The organism is Neorhizobium lilium (assembly GCF_004053875.1).
Classification (GTDB): Bacteria; Pseudomonadota; Alphaproteobacteria; order Rhizobiales; family Rhizobiaceae; genus Neorhizobium; species Neorhizobium lilii.
In genome coordinates this window covers 1-21,528 of record NZ_SBIP01000004.1, presented here as the reverse complement: position 1 = coordinate 21,528, position 21,528 = coordinate 1, and the positions used below count along the sequence as shown (strand labels likewise).

Here is a 21,528-nt window from a genome sequence, read left to right as displayed (position 1 = left end):
TGCTGCAAGCATATTTCAACCCGTCTCACGAAGGCTAAATACTTGCCCTCCTCGGTAGATGAGATAGAACTGATTTATGTGCGTCGATTTGCGTTTTCAGCATCGACCTGATTCTAAACCTTCTGAAAGCCCTTTACCAGGACTTGACGGAACCGAACACCTTCATGCCGTTATTGCCGGCGGGGGCTTAAGGACCCATGTGATGCGCGATACCCAAGCGGTCGACCTCACTAACTGCGACCGTGAGCCTATTCATATTCCTGGCAGCATCCAGGGGCACGGCTGTCTCCTGGCCTGCGACCCGGGCGGATCCATCATTCTCCATCACTCGGAAAATGCACCGGACATGCTTGGTTTCGGTGGCGAAATCAACGGACTGAGGCTGGAAGATATCGTCGGCGGCGAGGCTGCACATTCGCTGCGCAATGCACTGGCGACATCGGACGACCCGGCTCGGCCGGCGCTTCGGCATGGGACACGAATGACGTCCGGCAAGGCCTTCGACGTTGCGCTGCACCGGTTTGACTCCAAGGTCGTCATCGAATTCGAGCCTGCCTCCGCCGATGGTGACCAGCCGCTCGAAGTGGCGCGGATGCTCATCAGCCGCGTCCGCAACATGACGAGCATCGACAAGCTCGTAGAAAGCGCCGCCCGTCTCATGTTCGCCATGCTCGGCTATGATCGGGTCATGGTCTATCGGTTCGAGCAGGACGGCGCCGGCAAGGTGGTCAGCGAATACAAGCGGCGCGACCTTGAAAGCTTCAGGGGACAGTATTTCCCGGCCAGCGACATCCCCAAGCAGGCGAGGGAACTCTATATCAAGAACACGATCCGGGTGATTTCCGACGCTAGCGGTGCGCGGGTGCCGATCGTTTCGGAACTGGATGCGGATGGACGACCGCTCGACCTGTCCTTCTCCCATCTCAGAAGTGTCTCGCCGATCCACTGCGAGTATTTACGCAACATGGGCGTCGCGGCCTCCATGTCCGTGTCGATCATGGTCGAAGGCGATCTTTGGGGCCTGATCGCTTGTCACCACTATTCGCCGAAAGTCCTCACCATGCCGCAACGCGTAGCGGCAGAGACCTTCGGAGAGTTCTTCTCTCTGCATTTGAGCGCTTTGAAGCAGAAGCAACTGATCGAGGCCGCCAACCAGGCGCGGCGGTCGCTCGACCGTTTTCTTCAGGCTGCGTCCACTCACGCCAATATCAGCGACCTTCTTCGTCGGTCGCTGGGCGATTTCGGGCAGATGCTGCCCTGTGACGGCGTCGGGCTGTGGCTCGACGGAGTCTGGAGCGGCAACGGGTCCGTACCGCCCGAGCACCTGATGCGTGCGCTGGCGGATAAGGTCAGTGTTGAAGCTGGTGGCAAGGTTTGGTCGACCAACGAGCTGTCGAGATCGTTTCCGGAAATTCACATTTCCCCGGAAGACGTGTGCGGCCTGCTTGCTATCCCACTGTCGCAGCGGCCCCGCGATTACCTGTTCTTTTTCCGTAAGGAAGTCGTGCAGACTTTGGACTGGGCGGGCAACCCCGACAAGCTCTACCAGTCGGGTCCGTTGGGCGACCGCCTGACGCCACGCAAGAGCTTCGACATCTGGAAGGAAATGGTGCGCCTCAAGGCGCAGCCGTGGACGGACAGCGACCGCGAGATTTCGGACGCCATCCGCGCCGTCCTGGTGGAGATCGTGCTTCATCACAATGAACTGCTGGCGGATGAACGCGGCAAGGCGGATGTGCGCCAGCGTATGCTCAACGAAGAGCTCAATCACCGGGTGAAGAACATTCTATCGGTGATCAAGGCGCTGATTGGCCACCCGGTGGACGCGGCCCGCAGCCTGCCGGATTATGTGAGCTCGCTCAAGGGTCGGGTACAGGCCTTAGCATATGCGCATGACCAGGTTGTGCGCGGCGGTGAGGGAGGCGGCCTGAAAGATCTTCTGGACGCCGAACTGCAGCCCTACAAGGAAGGCGAAAGAACCATTCGCCTTGAAGGGCCGAAGGTCTGGCTCGATAGCCGCGCCTTTTCGGTGATGGCGCTCGTCCTGCACGAAATGTCCACCAATGCGGCCAAATACGGCAGCCTTTCGGTGCCGGACGGCAGGCTTGATATCACCTGGCGTCTGCTTCCAGAGGGGCAATGCGAGCTGGTCTGGCATGAAAGCGGCGGGCCGACCATCCAGCCGCCTTCGCGCAACGGCTTCGGAAGCGTGCTGATATCGCGAAGCGTCCCATTCGAACTCGAAGGGGAGGCATTGATAGACTATCCGCCCGAAGGCGTTGAGGCGAAGTTCGTCATTCCGGGTAAGTACTTTCACACGGAAGGTGACGCAGTCTCAGTTGAGAGCTTGGTCGACGACGGCGCCAATGCACGCGAAAAGACAGTCGGGTCGTTCAAGGATCTCGAATTTCTTCTGGTCGAGGATCAGATGCTGATCGCGGCCGACGTGGAATCCATGCTTGCCGCTCATGGGGTGAACCGTGTGACAACGACGCCGTCCGTTACGGATGCCCTGCGACGACTGAAGGACTTCACGCCGGACGTCGCCATTCTCGACGTCAATCTCGGCTCGGCTACGTCCCTACCGATTGCCGAGGAGCTGCTACGCCGCAAAGTGCCCTTTATATTCGCAACCGGCTACAGCGATCGTTCGATCATCCCCGCCAGTTTCTCGGCGCCGGTGGTTCGGAAGCCATACGAGGCCGCAGCACTGATCGCGGCGGTCAGGAAAGTGCTAAGCGCGCGCGAAAACTGACGCCCTGCAGTGATTCGTGGCAGCGCCGGCAGGCGCTTGCCCTGATTTTAGATGTCCAGATTTTCGGCAAAGGCTGCACGTTCCTGGATGAACCGGAAGCGGGCATCCGGCTTCGTACCCATCAGATTGTCCACGGCTTCGCGTGTGCCCTCGAAATCGACGTCGTCGATCGCAACCCGCAGAAGAGTACGATGGGCCGGGTCCATCGTCGTTTCCTTGAGCTGCGCCGGCATCATCTCGCCAAGGCCCTTGAACCGGCCGACTTCGACCTTCTTGCCCTTGAAGACCGTGTTCATCAGCTCCGCCCGATGGATGTCGTCGCGGGCATAGACCGTCTTGCCCCCCTGGCGCAGGACATAGAGCGGTGGAACGGCCAGGTAGAGGTGGTTGCCGCGAACGAGCTCGGGCATTTCCTGATAGAAGAAGGTGATCAGAAGCGAGGCGATATGGGCACCATCGACATCGGCGTCCGTCATGATGATGACGCGCTCATAGCGGAGGTCTTCTTCACGGTATTTGGTGCGCGTGCCGCAGCCCAGCGCCTGGATCAGGTCTGCAATCTGCTGGTTTGCCGAAAGCTTCTCGCGGCTGGCGCTGCCGACATTGAGGATCTTGCCGCGGAGCGGAAGGATGGCCTGGTTGGCGCGGTTACGGCCCTGCTTTGCCGAACCACCTGCCGAATCGCCTTCGACGATGAAAAGCTCGGCGCCTTCAGCGGTATTCTGCGAGCAGTCAGCTAGCTTGCCCGGCAGGCGCAGCTTGCGCACCGCCGTCTTGCGATTGACTTCTTTTTCCTTGCGGCGGCGAAGGCGTTCCTCGCAGCGTTCGATTACCCATTCGAGCAGCTTTGCAGCCTCGTTGGGATTGCCGGTGAGATAATGGTCGAACGGATCGCGCAGAATGTTTTCGACCAAGCGCTGCGCTTCGACCGTTGCCAACTTGTCCTTGGTCTGGCCAACGAATTCCGGCTCGCGGATGAAGACCGACAGCATGCCGACGGCCGAGATCATCACGTCGTCGGTGGTGATCTCCTTCGCACGCTTGTTCTGGGTCAGGTCTGCATAATTCTTGAGGCCCTTTGTCAGCGCAATGCGCAGGCCTGCCTCATGGGTGCCCCCTTCGGGCGTCGGGATGGTATTGCAGTAGGAATGCACCTGGGGGTCGCCGCCATACCAAGTAATAGCCCACTCCATCGCGCCATGGCCACCGGTCTTCTCCGTCCGCCCAGCAAATATCTCGCGCGTGACGGTGAAATCCTTGCCGAGCGTCGCTGCAAGATAGTCCTTGAGGCCGCCGGGAAAGTGAAAGACGGCCTTTTCGGGGATTTCGCCGCCTGGCGCCACGATGCCTGGATCACAGCTCCAGCGAATCTCCACGCCACCGAACAGATAGGCCTTCGACCGCGCCATCCGGAAAATCCGGCCGGCATCGAATTTGGCATGATCGCCGAAGATTTGCGGGTCGGGGTGGAAACGGACCCTCGTGCCGCGACGATTATGCACGTCGCCCAAGTCTTCCAAACCACCCTGCGGGACGCCGCGGGAAAAGCGCTGGCGGTAGAGTTTGCGGTTGCGCGCCACTTCGACCTCAAGCAGATCGGAAAGGGCATTGACGACGGAAACGCCGACGCCGTGAAGGCCGCCGGAGGTCTCATAGGCCTTGCCGTCGAACTTGCCGCCTGCGTGGAGCTTGGTCATGATGACTTCGAGCGTGGACTTGCCCGGCACCTGGGGATGGTTTTCTACGGGGATGCCACGACCGTTATCCGTGACGGTGAGGCAACCCTCGACGTCCAGATGCACTTCGATGAAGTTGGCATGGCCGGCGACTGCCTCGTCCATGGAATTGTCGATCACCTCGGCAAAGAGGTGGTGCAGTGCCTTTTCGTCCGTGCCACCGATATACATGCCGGGCCGCATGCGAACCGGCTCAAGGCCTTCCAGAACGCGGATCGAGGAGGCACCGTACTCTTCGGCTGCCTGCTGCACGGGGGCAGCGCGCTTCGCCGTTGGCTCGGCCTTCAATGCTGGCGCCGGCTCGGCTGGCTTAGGCGCCGGTGGCAGATCGCCGAACAGGTCATTGTTGTCATCCGTCGGCTGCGCCGGTAGTACCTGTCGCGGTGCGGAGGAAGAGGCCATACCCATCTCGTGCTGTTTCGAATCATCCGCGATAGTGCCAGAAAAACGGCTTGATCGCGATGATGCTGGGGAAACGGTTGTGTTTGAGGAATGCGTCGTGCGGCCTGCAATGGCAAGGCGGCTGACGGTTAGTAAGCAGGTGAAGTGCCGCATGTCCACAATTGATTTTATACGCCGCTCGATGGTCGTCGTTCTGATGGCCACCTGGAGCTCGACCGTTTTTGCGCAGGAGGGGCCGATCGCCCCATACAAGGACGATCTCTTCTCGCAGGTGACGGTGATGCAGACGGCGGACGGCGGCGCTTACAAGGTCATCGATTATCAGGAAATGCGCGACATCAACGGTCGGGACCGGGAGCCCGAGCGGCACGTCAAGGATGACTACGTGTCTCTTGGCGTACGGCGCGTTCAAGAAAACGAGACACTGCAGATCAGCGGGCGCTCGCTTGATGTCACCAGAGTGGGACCACAGAAGGCCGCTGCCTTTACGGTGATCTTCATCCATGGACGCGGCGGAGACCGTCGCCTCGGCGTCAACGACTATACGTTCGGCGGCAACTTCAACCGCCTCAAGAACCTCGCCGTAGGTAGTGGCGGCATCTATTATTCGCCGAGCGTCATTTCCTTCGGCGACAAGGGCGTGGCCGACATCGCGGCCCTCATCCGCTACGCCTTCGAGCAATCCTCGGGCCGGCCAGTCATCCTCGCCTGCGCCTCCATGGGCGGCTTCATCTGCCAGGGCATCAGCCGGGACGCGGAGGCGGTGCGCTATATGAAAGGTATGGCAATACTCGGCGGTCCTCCGGACCCTCAGCTTGCCGGTACGCCGCTCGCGAAACTGAAACTGCCGATCTATTTCGCCCATGGCAGCGCAGACAGCGTCTACAAGGCCGATGACGAGATCGCGATCTATCGAAAGCTGCGGCAGGCCGGCTATCCTACCCGCTACACGCTGTTCCAGACCGGATCCCATGGAACGCCGATCCGGATGGTCGACTGGCGCGAAGTGTTGAATTTCATACTTGCCGCCAAAAAGTGACTGCTGTTCTTCGGATCAAGCACTGCGGCTTCAACCGATTGAAAGGCCGAATTTCCGGGAGACTAACCCTGGTTGAAGTAAGGCCTTGAAAACAAGGTGTTTTCTACGATACTTATTCGGGAGGGACGATCCGCAGCATTTCCTGCGGACGGCGGCGGCATGCCATTGGCCGCTGAATGAGGAGAGGAACAGTAATCCATGACACCAGACGTGCGGCCGCTTGTTGCCGGGAACTGGAAGATGAACGGCACCCGTCAGTCGCTGGGGGAGATCAAGGCCATGGCGGACGGTGTTCACGGCATGCTGTCGGAGCGGGTGGACGCTCTCATATGTCCGCCGTCGACGCTTCTTTACGTTGCGACCGCCTTGTGCACAGACAGCCCGCTGATGGTGGGCGCTCAGGATTGCCACCAAGCCAGCCATGGCGCCCATACGGGTGACATTTCGGCGGAGATGATTGCCGATTGCTTCGGCACCCATGTCATTCTCGGTCATTCCGAACGTCGCACGGACCACGGCGAGACCGACCAGCTGGTGAAGGCGAAGGCACAGGCGGCGCATGAGGCAGGGCTAACTGCCATCATCTGCATTGGCGAGACGAGCGACGAGCGCGACGCCTACCAGACCCTTGACGTCCTTATGCGGCAGATGATCGGCTCCATTCCGCTCGATGCCACTGCGGACAACACGGTGATTGCCTATGAGCCGCTGTGGGCAATCGGTTCCGGCTTGACCCCAACCCCAACGGATGTGGGCGTCGCGCATGCCTTCATGCGTGCGGAACTTGGGCAGCGGTTCGGCGAAGAGGGGCGACACATGCGGCTTCTCTATGGCGGCTCCGTGAAGCCAACCAACGCGCGCGACCTGATGAGCGTCGAAAATGTCGATGGTGCGCTGATCGGCGGCGCCAGCTTGAAAGCCGCAGACTTTCTCGCCATCTATTCCGTCTATGACGGGCTCACTGTCTAAAGCGCTTATGGGGGCTTGGAATGCAGCCAGCCCTCATGTAAAGAGCCGCCAAACTTCTTTTGTTGCTCCGGCGAGGGGCAGGGACATCATTTTATGCAGACTGTTCTGATCGTCATTCATCTCATGATCGTGCTTGCGCTTGTCGGCGTGGTGCTGATCCAGCGCTCCGAAGGCGGCGGGCTCGGCATCGGCGGCGGTTCCGGATTCATGTCCGCGCGCGGAACGGCGAACGCCCTGACGCGCACGACGGGCATCCTGGCGGCGCTCTTCTTCATCACCTCTCTCGCCCTAGGCATATTGGCGCGCTACGAATCGCGGCCTACAGATATCCTCGACCGCATTCCGCAAAGCCAGCAGGGTCAGGGGCAAGGCATTCTCAACCAGCTCGGCCCGGCGCCGACGCAGCCGCCCGCTGGCAATGGCGTCCCCTCCGATTCGGGTGCAGCATCGGCCCCTGCGCCCGCAGCGCCTGCCGTCGGTCAGGCACCGGCAACCGGTACTGCCCCTGCGGCGCCTCAGCCTACGGCACCCGCCGCGCCTGCAGGCGGCGTCCCGACCGGCCAGTAAGGCTCCGGTTCGAATTTCAAGCTCCGGCAGGCCCAAAGCCTGCCGGTTTTCTTTTGGGAAGATTCCACAGGTCATTTGTCCAAATGGACGATTTGTGCTGGCGGAATCATGAATGACAAGGTATCCGGTGACTCCCATGGCGCGATATGTATTCATCACAGGCGGCGTGGTTTCCTCTCTTGGCAAGGGAATTGCGGCCGCGGCACTCGGTGCATTGCTGCAGGCCCGGGGATACCGGGTGCGGCTTCGGAAGCTCGATCCCTATCTCAATGTCGATCCTGGCACGATGAGCCCAACCCAACATGGGGAGGTCTTCGTTACGGATGATGGGGCGGAAACGGATCTGGATCTTGGCCATTACGAACGCTTTACAGGGCGCTCGGCCACCAAGACCGACAACATCACCACCGGGCGCATCTACAAGAACATCATCGATAAGGAACGCCGCGGCGATTATCTCGGCGCGACCGTTCAGGTCATTCCGCACGTCACCAATGAGATCAAGGATTTCGTGACGGAGGGGAACGACGACTACGACTTCGTCATCTGCGAGATCGGCGGCACGGTCGGCGACATCGAGGCCATGCCTTTCATGGAAGCGATCCGCCAACTGGGCAACGACCTGCCGCGCGGCACCGCGATCTATGTCCACCTGACGCTGATGCCGTTCATCCCGGCGGCCGGCGAGTTGAAGACCAAGCCGACCCAGCACTCCGTCAAGGAACTGCAGGCCATGGGCATCGCTCCCGACATCCTTTTGGTGCGCGCAGACCGAGAAATCCCGGAAGCCGAACGGCGCAAGCTGTCGCTGTTCTGCAATGTCCGGGCATCCGCCGTCATCCAGGCGCTGGATGTCGCCAATATCTACGACGTCCCCATGGCCTACCACAAGGAAGGCCTCGATTCGGAGGTGCTGGCCGCATTCGGTATCGAACCGGCACCGAAGCCGCGTCTCGACAAATGGGAAGAGGTCTGCAACCGCATCCACACGCCGGAAGGCGAAGTGACGATCGCGATCGTCGGCAAATATACCGGCCTCAAGGACGCCTACAAGTCTCTGATCGAAGCGCTGCATCACGGTGGGATTGCCAACCACGTCAAGGTCAATCTGGAATGGATCGAGTCGGAGGTTTTCGAAAAGGAAGACCCGGCTCCCTGGCTTGAAAAGGTGCATGGCATCCTGGTGCCTGGCGGTTTCGGCGAACGCGGTTCGCAGGGCAAGATCAATGCTGCCCGTTTTGCCCGTGAACGCCAGGTTCCGTATTTCGGGATCTGCTTCGGCATGCAGATGGCGGTCATCGAAGCTGCCCGCAATTTGGCGGGAATAGAACACGCATCCTCGACCGAATTCGGTTCGACGCAGGAGCCGGTCGTCGGCCTGATGACCGAATGGCTACGCGGTAATGAGCTTGAAAAGCGGTCAATATCCGGCAATCTCGGTGGTACGATGCGGCTCGGCGCCTACAAGGCGACGCTCAAGAAGGACACCAAGATCGCCGAGATCTACGGTTCTGCGGATATTTCCGAGCGGCACCGTCATCGCTACGAAGTGAACCGAGACTACAAGGATCGCCTCGAAAGCTGCGGCCTCGTATTCTCGGGCATGTCGCCGGACGGGTTGCTGCCGGAAACGATCGAATATCCGGATCATCCGTGGTTCATCGGCGTCCAGTATCACCCGGAATTGAAGAGCCGTCCGCTCGATCCGCATCCGCTGTTTGCAAGCTTCGTCGAAGCCGCGCTCGAGCAGAGCCGGCTCGTGTAATACTTCCGAAAACCCGGCTACGGCCGGGTTTTCGTTTTGCGGCAGTGCTTATGCCGCCTGGGGCAGCGGTCCGACGTAAAGCGAGCGCGGGCGGATCAGCCGGCCTTCAAGCGCCTGCTCGCGGGCATGCGCGATCCAGCCAACGGTGCGGCCGATTGCGAAGACGCCGGTGAAGGCCTCTCTCGGGAAGCCGAGGACATCCAGCAGAAGCGCCGTGTAGAACTCGACATTGACGTCGAGCGGCCGATCCGGTTTGCGCTCTTTCAATATTTCCAGCGCCGCTCGCTCCACGGCTTCGGCCAGCGCCACTTTCTCCACATCCACCTGGCCTGTCGCCACTAGCGGCCGGAGCGCCTTCTTCAAGGCGTCCGCACGCGGGTCGCGGACCCGATAGACGCGGTGGCCGAAGCCCATTAACCGGTCGCCGCGATCCAATGCGCTATCGATCCACGCCCGGGCTGCATCAGGGGTTTCGATGTCATCCAGCATATCGAGCACGGGTCCCGGCGCGCCGCCGTGCAGCGGCCCCTTCAGTGCCGAGATCGCAGCAAGCACGGAGGAGGTGAGCCCGGCCTGGGTCGAGGCAATCACCCTTGCCGCAAAGGTGGAAGCATTCAGCCCGTGGTCGGAAATCGTGACGAGGTAGGCGTCGAGAGCCGCTACCTGCTCCGCACTCGGTGGTGTCCCCGTCAGCATGGCGAGAATGTCCTGCGCTTGGGTGTGATCGGCATTTGGGGCGAGGGGAGCATGACCATTCCGAAGCCGAAGAAGTCCGGGCAAGAGGACTGCGGGCGCGGCCAGAAGTCGAACCGCAGTCGCGAAATCCTCTCCGTCGGGAAGGCGGGCCAATAGCGCCCGCATCGCATCGACGGGCGGAAGCGCCAGCAAGGTATCGTCCACGGCAGCCAGATGAGAGAACACCGCAAGCCGCGCCTGCCCAAGAGCAGCCCGAAGTGGCAGCGCTGTGATGGGCTTGTCGAACATGCCGTTCAACAGCAAGGCTGCGACATCCTCGTACGTGGTGTTTCCGACCAGTTCGTCGAGCGACTTGCCCTTGATGATCAATCGTCCTGCGGCGCCATCAACATCCGACAGAGAGGTCTCGGCTGCGACGACGTCTTCCAATCCATTTTTCATAACGGTTCTCCTTTACGCAAGTGAGGATCGGCCCTACTATGATTGACGTCAATCTTGATGATATTGATCAATATGAAGTCACTTTGGATCACCGCGGAAGAAGCGCTTGCTCGGCTGAAGACCAAGCCGCAGACGCTCTATGCCAATGTCAGCCGAGGCCGGATCCGCGCCAAGTCCGATCCGGCCGACCCGCGCCGCAGCCTCTATCAGCTTTCGGATGTAGAACGGCTGGCCGAGCGCCATGTGGGCCGCAGGGCGTCAGCCGAGGTTGCGGTCGAGGCGATCCATTGGGGCGAACCGGTACTACCGACGTCGATATCGGCGATCTCCGATGGCGAACTCTTCTATCGTGGCCGGTCTGCGGTGGAACTGGCACGGAAACTCACCCTCGAAAACCTCGCGGCGCTGCTGTGGGACACCGAGGCTGTAATTATCCCTTGCGGAACCGCTGGTACTGCAGAAGACGGCTCGCGGATTGCAGCGGCATTCGGGATGCTGGCAGCCCGGGTGGTTGCCGACCTTCCGACAATGGGCCGAAGCACGCAGGCTCTGAAAGCCGAGGCTGCAAGCGTACTTTTTACGGTGGCATCGGCCCTTGCGCCTTTCGACGAGGATCTGCCGCTGCATCAGCGGCTCGCAGAGGGCTGGCAACGGCCCGAGGCCGCGGAACCAATACGTCTTGTGCTGGTCCTTGCTGCCGAACACGAACTGAACGTTTCTGCCTTTGCCGCGCGCGTTACCGCTTCGTCCGGCGCAGCTCTGTCGGCGGCGGTGCTGTCCGGATTGGCGACCCTCACAGGTCCAAAGCATGGAGGCGCCTGGATTGGAGCAAACCGATTGGTCGAACGAGCGAGACAAGTCGGCGTAAAGGAAGCGATCCGAGACATGCTGTCTTCAGAGGGCATAATCCGGCCATTCGGTCACAAGCTATATCCCCAAGGCGATCCGCGGGCTAAAGCCATTCTGACGAGCTTCGATCCTCCGCCGCTGTTTGTCGAGCTCGCCGTGGCCGGGGAAGAACTATTGGGCGAACCAGCAAACCTGGATTTCGCGCTGGCAGCGCTGGCAGCGCGCTTCAAACTTCCGGAAGAAGCGCCGCTCGTCATCTTCGCCCTGTCGCGGACGGTGGGCTGGCTTGCCCATGCCATGGAGCAGACCGCAAGCGGCGAGATCATCCGGCCCCGCGCCCGCTACGATCAGTCAGCCGATCGCCCGGAAGATCATGCGTCCTCTCCACCGCCGCGCAGGGCGCGATAGGCCGCAAGGGCCCGGTCTCGGGCAAAGCCGTGGTCGATGATCGGCTTGGGATAGGTCTTTCCCAATTCAATGCCGGCTTTCGCCAGAACCTGAGGCGGGGCGTCGAACGGCCGGTGAATGTATTTGCTGTCCAGCCTTGCAAGCTCCGGCACATGCTCCCGGACATAATCGCCCTCGGCGTCGAACTTCTCGCCCTGTAGAACCGGGTTGAAAACGCGGAAGAAGGGTGACGCATCGGCCCCGGAGCCTGCTACCCACTGCCAGTTGCCGGCATTGTTGGCGGGGTCGGCATCGACCAGCGTGTCGCGAAACCATTTTTCGCCCTTGCGCCAGTCGATCATAAGATCCTTGATCAGGAACGAGGCCGTGATCATCCGCACCCGATTGTGCATGAAGCCGTATCGCCAGAGCTGGCGCATGCCTGCGTCAACAATGGGATAGCCTGTCTGGCCTCTCGTCCAGGCGTTAAACTCAGCCGGATCGTAGTGCCATTGCATGGCATCGAATTTGCGATCCCAATTCACCTCATCGAGTCGCGGCAGTTCCTCCAGCAGGCTGTAGCAGAAATCGCGCCAGGCGAGTTCGCGTCGAAAATGCGAGACCTCTTCCGCTGACGAGCGGGGAAGGTTGCGCGTCGCATGCCAGACCCTTGCGGGGCTGATTTCGCCATGGGCGAGATGTGCGGACAAGGTAGAGGTTGCGTCAACGGCTGGCAGGTCGCGGCCCCGCTTGTAGTCCTGCAGGTCGCGCCCGATGAAGGCTTCCAGCTTGTCCTTTGCGCCTTGTTCTCCCGGCGTCCAGAGCTTTGAGAAATCGGAAGCCCAATCAGGCTTGCTTGGCAGGAGTGCCCAGCTCTCCAGGTCCTCCGATCGGGGTAGGTGTTCGGGCGCCGGGACATTTGCTGGCGCATCGACTGGCTCATGCGGTTCGCCCAGCTTCTGGATGGCGTTCCAGAACGGCGTAAACACCTTGAACGACCCGCCTGAGCCGGTTCGAATCCTGCCGGGCTCATGCAGCAATTTTCCGTGAAAGGCGATCAGCCGGATCCCCTGCGCCTTTAGCTGCGCCACGATTTCGCGGTCCACCACATCGCGCTCATAAGCGCGGTTGATGAAGACGGTGTCAGCGCCAGTCTCTTTGGCAAGGCGGGCAAGCACGTCCACTGCCTGACCCGAGAGAAGGACAAGGTCGCTGCTCACGGAACGAAGTGAGGTTTTGAGCGCGCTTAGCGAATGGTGCAGCCACCAATCCTGCGCCCCGCCAAGCGGGCCGACATTGAGCGCTTGCGGCTCCCGGATATAGACGGGCACGATGTCTCCGCCCGAACCGATTGCAGCGTGGAGCGCCTGATTGTCATCGAGCCGCAAATCCTTGCGGAACCAGAGAATTACTGTCGGCGGCTTCTCTAAGGGCACACTGTTCTCCGGGTAACGTTCCGCTAGAGCAGTACGTTCGGCCGGCAGATCTGGATCAGGTTACAGACGGATGAGGAGTACAGGGCAGGGCGATCCTGCGACCAGGGCCGGCGCATGGGGCGGGCGGATGATCAGGCCGTCCGAATGCGCAAAGACCTTCATCATCGACGAGTCCTGTTTTTCGAAAGGCTCGGCCATCAGGCGGCCGTCCTCGCTCCGCCATATCCTGGCGCGCAGATAATCCTGGCGCTGATCGTTGGCAGGCAGCGGTTTCGCGACCACTGCTTCTGCTTCCCGGTGCTTTTCCGGCAGTCGTGCGAGAAGGCGCAGAAGGGGCTCCAGAAAAAGCATGCTGGTCACCAGGCTCGCCACCGGATTGCCGGGCAAGCCGAGGACCTGCATGTCTCCAAGCCGACCGACCATCAGGGGTTTGCCGGGTCGCATGGCGATGCGCCAGAAATCCAGCTCCATGCCGACCGCCTTCAGCGTCGCCTGCACCAGGTCATGATCGCCGACAGAGGCGCCACCCAGCGTCACCAGAACATCGGCCCTGGCCACCTGCGCCTTTTCAAGGGCGGAGGCGATATCTTCCGTCCGGTCGCCGACAATCCCGAGATCGAGAACTTCGGCGCCATTCTGGCGGACCAGCGCAGCAACACCGAATGTGTTCGACGCAATGATCTGTGCCGGTCCGGGTGTCACGCCGGGCTGCACCAGTTCATCCCCAGTTGCCAGAACCGCAACAAGCGGGCGGCGATAGACCGTCAGTTCCGGGTGGTTCATGGCGGCGGCCACGGTGAGATGGGAGAAATCCAGCAGAGTGCCTGCCGTCAGGACGGTTTCGCCTTCCAGAAAGTCCTGACCTTTCGGGCGAACATGCCGCCCCTTCACCACTTCGAATTTCGTGCGAATCCGATCACCATCCAGCACCTCCGCATCTTCCTGGATCAGCACCGAATCGGCACCGTCCGGAAGAGGAGCGCCGGTGAAGATGCGCACGGTTTCGCCGTCTCCGACAACACCATGGAAGGCATGCCCGGCAGCGGAGCTGCCGACGACACGAAGTTCCGAGCCGAGATGGGAAGCGTCGGCTGCCTTCAGGGCATAGCCGTCCATGGCGGAAGCGTTAAAAGGCGGTTGGGTGAGGCGCGCCACGACATCGACCGCCAGAACGCGGCCGTCTGCTTGTCCGAGAACAACCGTTTCCGTGGCTCTGATCGGATTTGCACGATCCAGAAGACGGCTCCTGGCATCTGCAACCGGCAGGAGCGCCATCATCACGTCTCCGCCCGGTAATGACCGGACTTGCCGCCGATCTTTTCCAGCAGCCTGATGCCGCCGATCTCCATGCCCCGATCGACCGCCTTCGCCATGTCGTAGATAGTGAGGCAGGCGACGGATGCGGCTGTCAGTGCCTCCATCTCAACGCCGGTCTTGCCGGTGACCTTGGCGGTCGCGGTAATGCGGAGGCCGGGAAGTGCTTCGTCCTCGGTGATCTCGACGGCGACCTTGCCGAGCATCAGGGGGTGGCATAGCGGGATCAGGTCGGAGGTCTTTTTGGCCGCCATGATACCGGCAAGCCGGGCGGTGCCGATCACGTCGCCTTTCTTGGCATCGCCCTTGCGGATCAATGCCAAGGTCTCCGGAAGCATGCGTACATAGCCTTCCGCCGTGGCGGAGCGGCTTGTTTCAGCCTTGTCGGCGACATCAACCATATTGGCTTCGCCAGTTTGGCCGATATGCGTGAGGTCGCTCATCATTCGGCAGCTATGGCCGCGCCATCGCCCGTCAATAGAAGACGCGTCGCCGCCGCAACATCGTCCTTGCGCATCAGGCTCTCGCCGACGAGGAAAGTGTCGATCCCAACCTTCTTCAGCCGCTCGCAATCAGCATGGGTGAAGATTCCGCTTTCGCCGACAAGCAGGCGGTCACCGGTCACCATGGGGGCTAGTTCCTCACTGGTTGCAAGGTTCAGCTCGAAGGTTCTGAGGTTGCGGTTGTTGATGCCGATGAGCGGCGAGGGGAGTTTCAACGCCCGCTCCATTTCCGCTGCGTCGTGAACTTCGACAAGCGCATCCATGCCCAGCTCGGTGGCGACGTCATAGAGCTCAAGCGCCTTGTCGTCGGTAAGCGAGGCCATAATCAGCAGGATGCAGTCGGCGCCCCAGGCGCGTGCCTCGAAGACCTGATAGGGCTCGAACATGAAATCCTTGCGCAGGGCGGGAAGGAAACAGGCCGCGCGAGCCGCCGTCAGGAATTCGGGCGCACCCTGGAAACTCGGCCCATCGGTCAGGACGGAAAGGCAAGTGGCGCCGCCCGCTTCATAGGCCGCAGCCAAGGCCGGCGGATCGAAATCGGCGCGGATGAGGCCTTTCGACGGGCTGGCCTTCTTGATCTCGGCGATCAGCCCGAGGGCACCGGATTTGCGCTTCGCCCTCAAAGCATTGAGGAAGCCACGTGGCGGGGGCTGGTCCGCCAGCCGCGCCTTCAATTCAACGAGTGGAAGGCTGGTCTTTGCCGCCGCGATCTCTTCACGCTTGTAGGCTTCGATCTTCCTGAGGATGTCCGTCATGGTCATTCCTTGTCGTTCGATATGGCGACGAGCCGATCCAGCGCTGCCGCGGCTTGTCCGCTCTCCAGGGACTGCGTGGCAAGCCGCATGCCGTCGGCAATGGTCTCCGCCTTGCCCGCAATGACAAGGGAGGCGGCTGCATTGCAAAGCGAAATGTCCCGGTAGGCGTTCTTCGCACCGCCTAGCACACCCCGAAGGGCAGCCGCGTTCGCTACGCCATCTCCACCCTTCAGTTCCGTGAGCGTTGCCGGCTGGACGCCGAAATCCATAGGTGTCAGTTCGAAGGAGCGGATCTGGCCATTTTCCAGCGCCGTCACTTGAGTCATGCCTGTGGTGGTGATTTCGTCCAGGCCGTCGCCATGGACGACCCATACGCTTTCGGATCCAAGATCGCGCAACACCTCGGCAATCGGCTGCAGCCATCTCGGCGCGAAGACCCCGAGAAGCTGACGTTTGGCACCAGCCGGATTGGAAAGCGGACCGAGCAGATTGAATATTGTCCGGGTTCCGAGCTCCACCCGGCTCGGGCCGACATGGCGCATGGCAGCGTGGTGCATGGACGCGAACATGAAGCCGATCTTCGCCTCGCGGATGCAACGGGCGATCATGTCCGGCCCGATGTCCAGATTGACGCCCAGAGCAGACAAAGCATCCGCTGTTCCCGATTTGGAGCTCAGTGCGCGATTGCCATGTTTGGCGACGGGCACGCCGGCACCTGCCACGATGATGGAGGCGAGCGTCGAGATGTTAAAGGTGCCTGCACCGTCACCACCAGTGCCGACAATGTCTATGGCATCGGCAGGCGCGGTAACCGGCAGCATCTTGGAGCGCATCGTGGCGACGGCGCCAGTAATTTCCGCAACCGTCTCCCCACGCACCCTCAGGGCCATGAGGAAGCCGCCGATCTGTGACGGCGTGGCTTCCCCCGACATCAGGATCTCGAAGGCCTGGCGGGCCTCGTCCACATCAAGGCTTTCGCCGTTGGCCACTTTCGCGATGAGCGGTTTCAACTCAGGCATGCGCGCCTCGTCTGTTGGCTTTACTGGAGCGTAGCCTGGTTTACGACCGACTGATTGATGGTGACACCATAGGTGGTCTTCAAGCTGTTCACCATCTGGTCAAGCATATCGTCGCCTGCCGATTGCGCCATGCGCTGCAACTGCTCGTCGCCCGCCAAAGCATCCGGCGATGCCTGATCGACGCTGGTGACCTTGAAGAGAAGACGGCTTTCGCCATCTGCAGCAAGGGCGGTGCCGGTGATGTCCACAGGTCCGGCAAAAGTGGCGGAGGTTGCCTCGCTCCCAAAAATCGGATCCTCGGCATTGCGGCGCAGACCCTGCTTGGTCTCCACTGCGATCCCAAGCTCTCCGGCAATCGTTGCAAGGCTCTCGCCCTTGTCCAGACGCGCCTTGAGCTCGGTCGCCTTCGCCGCTAGAGCCTGACGCTGCTGGTCCGCCGTCCAATCGACAACCGCCTTGTCATGCACATCCTGAAGTGCCCGCTCACGTTCGGGCGTCACGTTGCGCAGGTCGAACCAGACATAGCCGTCATTGCCGAGATTGACCGGCAAGGTGTCCGCGCCCGCCTCAATGCGGAAGACTTCGGCAAGCAGCGCAGTCGATGCCGGCAGATCCGTAATTCGCTGGCCCTGTTCGTTCTGCCCTGACGAATCGGTGGTGACGGTAACAGCCTTGAGGTGAAGCTGGTTAGCCGCGTCTTCCAGGGAAGCGCCGCCGCTTTTCAGATCCTCAAACCGGTCGTGGACGCTGGTGACTTCCTGTGCGGCTGAAGTGACGGCCATCTGCTGGCGCAATTCTTCCTTCACGTCGTCAAAGGAGCGCGTGGTTTCAGGGCGAACATTGCTGACACGCAGAATCACCGGGCCAAACGTGCCCTCCACAACGGGTGTCGTGCCGCCATTGGTGCCGATCTTGAAGGCAGCCTCGGCAAGGTTCTGGTCCGGCATGGTCTCCTTGGAGAAATCGCCCAGACGAACGTCGGCAAGCGTCTTGCCTTGGTCGGCGATGACTTGATCGAAGGTGGTGGTGCCGGCCTTCAGCTGTGCCAAGGCGGCATCGGCCATTTCCTTGTTTGGAAATGTCAGCTGATCCACCGTCCGCGTCTCGTGCGTCTTGTAGCTGTCCTTGCGCTTTTCGTACTCCGCCCGAACCTGTTCGTCGGTGATGGATGACGCATCGGCGATGTCGGCAGGCTGCAGCTTCACATAGGTAAATGTGCGGTATTCCGGCGCGCGGTAGCGACTTTTCACACCGTCGAACCACTTTGCGAGAACGTCTTCCGCCGGCGCCTTGACCGGATCGATATTGGCATTCGACAACAGCAGGTATTCGATCGTGCGGCTTTCGTCGCGATACTGCTTCAGCGCGTCGACCAGAACCTGCGGTGGCTTGAAGCCATCCGACACTGCTTCAACCACCTGGCTGCGTACCGCGACCTTGCTGCGTTCGGTAATGTAGTCGTTCTCGCGCAGGCCGGCATTGCGCAGCCGCGAGGTGAACAGGGTGCGGTCGAACTGGCCATTGACGCTCTTGAAGGCAGGATCGTCGGCGATCAGGGCGGCGAGCTTGTCCTGCGAAAGCCCCAGGTTCATGTCGTCCGACAGCTGATCGAGTGCGGCACCGGCGGCAAGCTGCTGAAAAACCTCGTTTTCGACGCCGAATGCCTTCGCCTGGTCAGGTGTCAACCGCGTGCCGAATTGTCGTGCAAGATTGGCAAGCTGGCGCTGATAGGCGAGCCGGAACTCTTCCGAAGAGATTTCCTGGTCGCCAACCGTCATGACGGTACTTGACGTGCCGGTCACAAGCGATCGAGACACGCCCCAGATCGCGAACGATGCGACAAGAAGAAGAAGAAGGGCTTTCGCCACCCAGGAGCGGGCGGCATTTCTGAGGGAATCAAGCATCGAAACAACCTAGCGAGCAATCTTCCGCCGAAAGGGCGGGCTGTGCGACTGTCTCTAAATCAATCTGCCGAGGAAATGAAGCGATAGCTCAGGAAAAGCTTGAGCATGATCTGGAAGGCTCATTCCGCTACCGGTTTCGCGCTTACGCCTCCAAGTCGCGCAGCAAGCGCTGCAGCATCGCGGGGCGCTCTTACCTTCACGTCATTGTCGAAATAGACGAAGACATCGCGGCCGGACGCCAGGGAAGGCGAGGGGACATCCACCCGCAGAGCATCTTCCGGATCTTCGCCTTGCACCCAATGGCAAATGAGATGAGCCCAATGGTCGAGCGCATCGTCATCATAGCCGCTCACATAAAGCTGTTCGGAGCCGTGAAGCCGGCAATAGACGAAGTCTGAAGTGAGATCCATCAGGAGCGGCCAGTCCACCGTATCCGCAACGACCAGCCCTATTCCATAGCGGCGCAGCAGGGCGATGAAGGCGTCACTGCGAAAGCTGTCGTGGCGGATTTCGACCGCATGGCGCATCGGACGACAATCCCCAGGCTCCAGATAAGACCGATCGTCAAGCCGTGCATCGTGACGCTGTGCCAGCACAGAGGCCGCAACCGTGTCCACAGGGAGTGCTGCAAAGAAACGTTCGAATCGATCCGGATCGAACTTCATCTGCGGCGGGAACTGCCAGAGGATGGGTCCGAGCTTGTGCTTCAGGGCGAGAACCCCGGACGCCAGAAAATTGGCGATCGGTATCTCCAGCTGCGTCAGGCGCAGCATATGGGTAATGTAGCGAGGCGCCTTGACCGCGAAGACGAAATCCTCAGGCGTCGCATCATGCCAGAACTGAAAGCTCTGCGGTCGCTGGAGGCCATAGAAGGTTCCGTTGATCTCGACGGATCGGAAGTGCGCCGCAGCATAGGCGAGCTCCCGCTTTTGGGGCAGACCCTGCGGATAGAACACGCCTCTCCACGGCTTGTAGGTCCAGCCCGAAATTCCAATCCGGAGATCGCCGGTCTTGCCCATTTCATCAACTCGCACCTTGGCTATTCCAAGGCACGAACGCCAGGGGGAACGGCGGGTTCCTGCTATTTGGTGAAGATGAAGAAGGCGCCGATAAAGACGATGATCTGCTTTCAATGGATGGCTTTGCCAAGATAGACGACAGAGACGATCACGAAGCCAGTGGGCAGCTTTTACTCTTCAGTGAAGGCGCTCGGATCCGGTGTTGTCGTCCATGATCCGGAAGGCCTGATAAAGCGCATCGACCAGCGCATCCGTCAGCTTGTCCATATCATTGTCCTGGAGAAACAGCGCGATGGCCTGTTCGGAAGGCTCGGTGACCTGATCATTGGTGTTGGACATACATGGTTCCCCTCTGGCCGGGCTCATCCCGGCAAAGGAACGCTAGCGACAATTCCTTGCGCCGAACTGGACCAAATGGCAATCGGGCGGAGGATCGTGATGCATAGAGGAGACGTGACGAGATCCGCAATGACTTGCAGCCCGCAATCATAGGGTTGTGGCGGAAGAGGTGGGATTCGAACCCACGGTACGGTTTCCCGCACGCCGGTTTTCAAGACCGGTTCCTTAAACCACTCGGACACTCTTCCAAGCTCGATGCAGGTGCGCAGCTTCTCGATTCGAGGTAACGGCGGACCATGCCACAGCAAGTTTTGGCTTTATAACCGGACTATCCTCCGCGTCAACCAGCCGGCATCTCCAAGGCATCCCCGTAAAGCCGCGCCGTCATCTAAAAGCAGCCTTTGACACGGCCCGTTTTTAACAAAGGATAAAAGCTTCCGCCTCTATAGTCCTTCCAACCCTCGGAGGGGGATAAAGTCATATTCGGAAACGCTTGCGCGCCATCTCGATATCAGCCTCGCGCATCTGCCTATCCGTAACGTTTACGAAAATGGGTCTCAGATGAAGAACGTTTCAATCACGGGCAAATTCCTGGTCCTGCTGGCCGCCTTCGGGCTTTTTGCTTTAGGCCTGGCTCTTTATGCCGGCGACCAGATCACAAAGGTAGATAGTGGATATTCCAGCCTATTGACCGCAGAAGAGGACGCCGCTGTTTCACTTGCCCGCGCCAGCCGAACTTTTCAGACCATGCGTGCCGCGATCAGTGACATCCTGCTGACTTCCAACAAGGAGCAGGAAAAGAAAGCCTTCGACGAAATCGCAGCAGCCCGCGAGGAGTTCAACGCCCTTGCCGATCGCGCCGCCGTCGATATGCCGCAGGATAACAGCATCAAGGATCTGAAGGCCCAGGCGATCACCATTCTGGACCAGTCCTGCTCAAAGACCATCACACTCGGCTCGAAGGCGCTGACCTATATCGATATCAAAAACGCGACGGAGGTATTCTTCACCGAATGCCAGCCGTTTTTCCGCACGATGACGCAATCTTTTGCGGCCAAAGTGGAGGATCTCGCCAAGGCATCGACTGTGCGCAAGGCGGACCTGTCTTCCACGTCGGCCTCCATCTACTGGACCACGATCGGCGGCGTGATTGCGGGTCTTGTTGTCATTACCATTTTCAGCTTCCTGATGATCAAGATCTGGCTGGTGAAGCCCGTGCAGGCACTGAGCGATGTGATGAAGCGGCTGTCGGACGGCGATCTTGCCGCAGACGTGTCCGGCGTTGAGCGCAAGGATGAAGTGGGCGGAATGGCCCGCGCTGTTCAGGTGTTCAAGGACAATGGCCTTCGTGTGCGCAATATGGAACAGGAAGCGGATGCGCAGCGCAACCAGTCGGAGGAGCAGCGTCGTGTAGCTGCAGAACGGGACCGGGTACAAGCGGAAGCGATGGCGCAGGCCACATCCGGCTTAGCCGACGGGCTCAAGCACCTCGCCGCCGGCGATCTCACCTTCCAGCTCGCACAGCCCTTCGCGCCGGACTTCGAAAGCCTTCGGGAAGACTTCAACCTGGCGATCGAGCAGCTGCGCGGCACGCTGAACACGGTTGCCGAAAGCGGCGCCTCCATCGACAGCG

General features: G+C 60.5%; 17 protein-coding genes and 1 tRNA gene. 7 read left to right on the top strand and 11 right to left on the bottom strand.

All coding sequences use genetic code 11. The features are described 5' to 3' along the window. Positions 1-202: 202 nt before the first annotated feature. Positions 203-2,755: an HWE histidine kinase domain-containing protein gene (locus tag EPK99_RS16960; protein WP_128444281.1), complete on the top strand. Its 2,553-nt coding sequence runs from the start codon at positions 203-205 to the stop codon at positions 2,753-2,755. A 47-nt stretch (positions 2,756-2,802) separates the two neighbouring features. Here the strand turns inward: EPK99_RS16960 and parE are convergent, their stop codons facing one another. Continuing rightward, the gene (gene parE, locus EPK99_RS16955) at positions 2,803-4,893 is read right to left on the bottom strand and encodes a DNA topoisomerase IV subunit B (RefSeq protein ID WP_128444280.1); all 2,091 of its coding nucleotides are present in this window, start codon (positions 4,891-4,893) and stop codon (positions 2,803-2,805) included. Between the two features lie 151 nt (positions 4,894-5,044). Between parE and EPK99_RS16950 the strand changes: the two genes are divergently transcribed. The 4 genes from EPK99_RS16950 to EPK99_RS16935 all read left to right on the top strand — a co-directional run bounded on the left by EPK99_RS16950 (position 5,045) and on the right by EPK99_RS16935 (position 9,233). Further along, on the top strand, positions 5,045-5,932 hold the full coding sequence (locus EPK99_RS16950; RefSeq protein WP_425374214.1) for an alpha/beta hydrolase: 888 nt from the start codon (positions 5,045-5,047) through the stop codon (positions 5,930-5,932). Between the two features lie 198 nt (positions 5,933-6,130). Continuing rightward, on the top strand, positions 6,131-6,901 hold the full coding sequence (gene tpiA / locus EPK99_RS16945) for a triose-phosphate isomerase (protein ID WP_128444279.1): 771 nt from the start codon (positions 6,131-6,133) through the stop codon (positions 6,899-6,901). Positions 6,902-6,994: 93 nt separating this feature from the next. After that, a complete protein-coding gene (gene secG / locus EPK99_RS16940; RefSeq protein ID WP_128444278.1) occupies positions 6,995-7,468 on the top strand; it encodes a preprotein translocase subunit SecG in 474 nt (157 codons plus the stop codon). Between the two features lie 127 nt (positions 7,469-7,595). Continuing rightward, positions 7,596-9,233 (top strand): CTP synthase, encoded by a 1,638-nt coding sequence (locus EPK99_RS16935; RefSeq protein WP_342633750.1) that lies wholly within the window; start codon positions 7,596-7,598, stop codon positions 9,231-9,233. Between the two features lie 48 nt (positions 9,234-9,281). On the opposite strand, the gene EPK99_RS16930 is transcribed toward EPK99_RS16935, so the two are convergent. Next, positions 9,282-10,370 (bottom strand): citrate synthase/methylcitrate synthase, encoded by a 1,089-nt coding sequence (locus tag EPK99_RS16930; protein WP_128444276.1) that lies wholly within the window; start codon positions 10,368-10,370, stop codon positions 9,282-9,284. Positions 10,371-10,442: 72 nt separating this feature from the next. On the opposite strand from EPK99_RS16930, the gene EPK99_RS16925 reads away from it, so the two are divergent. Further along, on the top strand, positions 10,443-11,627 hold the full coding sequence (locus EPK99_RS16925; protein ID WP_128444275.1) for a citrate synthase: 1,185 nt from the start codon (positions 10,443-10,445) through the stop codon (positions 11,625-11,627). Here EPK99_RS16925 and EPK99_RS16920 read toward each other — a convergent pair. The 9 genes from EPK99_RS16920 to EPK99_RS16885 form a co-directional block, all read right to left on the bottom strand. Further along, positions 11,591-13,042: a cryptochrome/photolyase family protein gene (locus tag EPK99_RS16920; protein ID WP_128444274.1), complete on the bottom strand. Its 1,452-nt coding sequence runs from the start codon at positions 13,040-13,042 to the stop codon at positions 11,591-11,593. The genes EPK99_RS16925 and EPK99_RS16920 overlap by 37 nt on opposite strands. Positions 13,043-13,102: 60 nt before the next feature. After that, complete coding sequence (locus EPK99_RS16915) at positions 13,103-14,317, bottom strand: molybdopterin molybdotransferase MoeA (protein WP_128444991.1); 1,215 nt, start codon at positions 14,315-14,317, stop codon at positions 13,103-13,105. A 2-nt stretch (positions 14,318-14,319) separates the two neighbouring features. Beyond that, positions 14,320-14,799: a cyclic pyranopterin monophosphate synthase MoaC gene (moaC, locus tag EPK99_RS16910; RefSeq protein WP_128444273.1), complete on the bottom strand. Its 480-nt coding sequence runs from the start codon at positions 14,797-14,799 to the stop codon at positions 14,320-14,322. Next, positions 14,799-15,614: an indole-3-glycerol phosphate synthase TrpC gene (trpC, locus tag EPK99_RS16905; RefSeq protein WP_128444272.1), complete on the bottom strand. Its 816-nt coding sequence runs from the start codon at positions 15,612-15,614 to the stop codon at positions 14,799-14,801. The genes moaC and trpC overlap by 1 nt, the downstream gene beginning before the upstream one ends. A gap of 2 nt (positions 15,615-15,616) precedes the next feature. Then, positions 15,617-16,633 (bottom strand): anthranilate phosphoribosyltransferase, encoded by a 1,017-nt coding sequence (gene trpD, locus EPK99_RS16900; protein WP_128444271.1) that lies wholly within the window; start codon positions 16,631-16,633, stop codon positions 15,617-15,619. 20 nt (positions 16,634-16,653) lie between these two features. Beyond that, positions 16,654-18,537: a peptidylprolyl isomerase gene (locus EPK99_RS16895; protein WP_128444270.1), complete on the bottom strand. Its 1,884-nt coding sequence runs from the start codon at positions 18,535-18,537 to the stop codon at positions 16,654-16,656. A 119-nt stretch (positions 18,538-18,656) separates the two neighbouring features. Beyond that, positions 18,657-19,556: a DUF72 domain-containing protein gene (locus tag EPK99_RS16890; protein WP_128444990.1), complete on the bottom strand. Its 900-nt coding sequence runs from the start codon at positions 19,554-19,556 to the stop codon at positions 18,657-18,659. A 177-nt stretch (positions 19,557-19,733) separates the two neighbouring features. Beyond that, positions 19,734-19,895, bottom strand: coding sequence for a hypothetical protein (locus tag EPK99_RS25345; RefSeq protein WP_164901805.1), 162 nt, complete (start codon positions 19,893-19,895; stop codon positions 19,734-19,736). Positions 19,896-20,053: 158 nt separating this feature from the next. Then, a tRNA-Ser gene (locus EPK99_RS16885) sits at positions 20,054-20,143 on the bottom strand. Between the two features lie 313 nt (positions 20,144-20,456). Here EPK99_RS16885 and EPK99_RS16880 point away from each other — a divergent pair. Continuing rightward, positions 20,457-21,528, top strand: a 1,072-nt coding sequence (locus tag EPK99_RS16880) for a methyl-accepting chemotaxis protein (protein WP_164901804.1), incomplete at its 3' end; no start/stop codon positions are given.

Excerpts from the sequence above, each read along its gene's own strand:
- EPK99_RS16960 (WP_128444281.1), top strand. The coding sequence starts at position 203 with ATGCGCGATACCCAAGCGGTCGACCTCACTAACTGCGACCGTGAGCCT.
- parE (WP_128444280.1), bottom strand. The coding sequence starts at position 4,893 with ATGGCCTCTTCCTCCGCACCGCGACAGGTACTACCGGCGCAGCCGACG.
- EPK99_RS16950 (WP_425374214.1), top strand. The coding sequence starts at position 5,045 with ATGTCCACAATTGATTTTATACGCCGCTCGATGGTCGTCGTTCTGATG.
- tpiA (WP_128444279.1), top strand. The coding sequence starts at position 6,131 with ATGACACCAGACGTGCGGCCGCTTGTTGCCGGGAACTGGAAGATGAAC.
- secG (WP_128444278.1), top strand. The coding sequence starts at position 6,995 with ATGCAGACTGTTCTGATCGTCATTCATCTCATGATCGTGCTTGCGCTT.
- EPK99_RS16930 (WP_128444276.1), bottom strand. The coding sequence starts at position 10,370 with ATGAAAAATGGATTGGAAGACGTCGTCGCAGCCGAGACCTCTCTGTCG.
- EPK99_RS16925 (WP_128444275.1), top strand. The coding sequence starts at position 10,443 with ATGAAGTCACTTTGGATCACCGCGGAAGAAGCGCTTGCTCGGCTGAAG.
- EPK99_RS16915 (WP_128444991.1), bottom strand. The coding sequence starts at position 14,317 with ATGGCGCTCCTGCCGGTTGCAGATGCCAGGAGCCGTCTTCTGGATCGT.
- moaC (WP_128444273.1), bottom strand. The coding sequence starts at position 14,799 with ATGAGCGACCTCACGCATATCGGCCAAACTGGCGAAGCCAATATGGTT.
- trpC (WP_128444272.1), bottom strand. The coding sequence starts at position 15,614 with ATGACGGACATCCTCAGGAAGATCGAAGCCTACAAGCGTGAAGAGATC.
- trpD (WP_128444271.1), bottom strand. The coding sequence starts at position 16,633 with ATGCCTGAGTTGAAACCGCTCATCGCGAAAGTGGCCAACGGCGAAAGC.
- EPK99_RS16895 (WP_128444270.1), bottom strand. The coding sequence starts at position 18,537 with ATGCTTGATTCCCTCAGAAATGCCGCCCGCTCCTGGGTGGCGAAAGCC.
- EPK99_RS16890 (WP_128444990.1), bottom strand. The coding sequence starts at position 19,556 with ATGGGCAAGACCGGCGATCTCCGGATTGGAATTTCGGGCTGGACCTAC.
- EPK99_RS25345 (WP_164901805.1), bottom strand. The coding sequence starts at position 19,895 with ATGTCCAACACCAATGATCAGGTCACCGAGCCTTCCGAACAGGCCATC.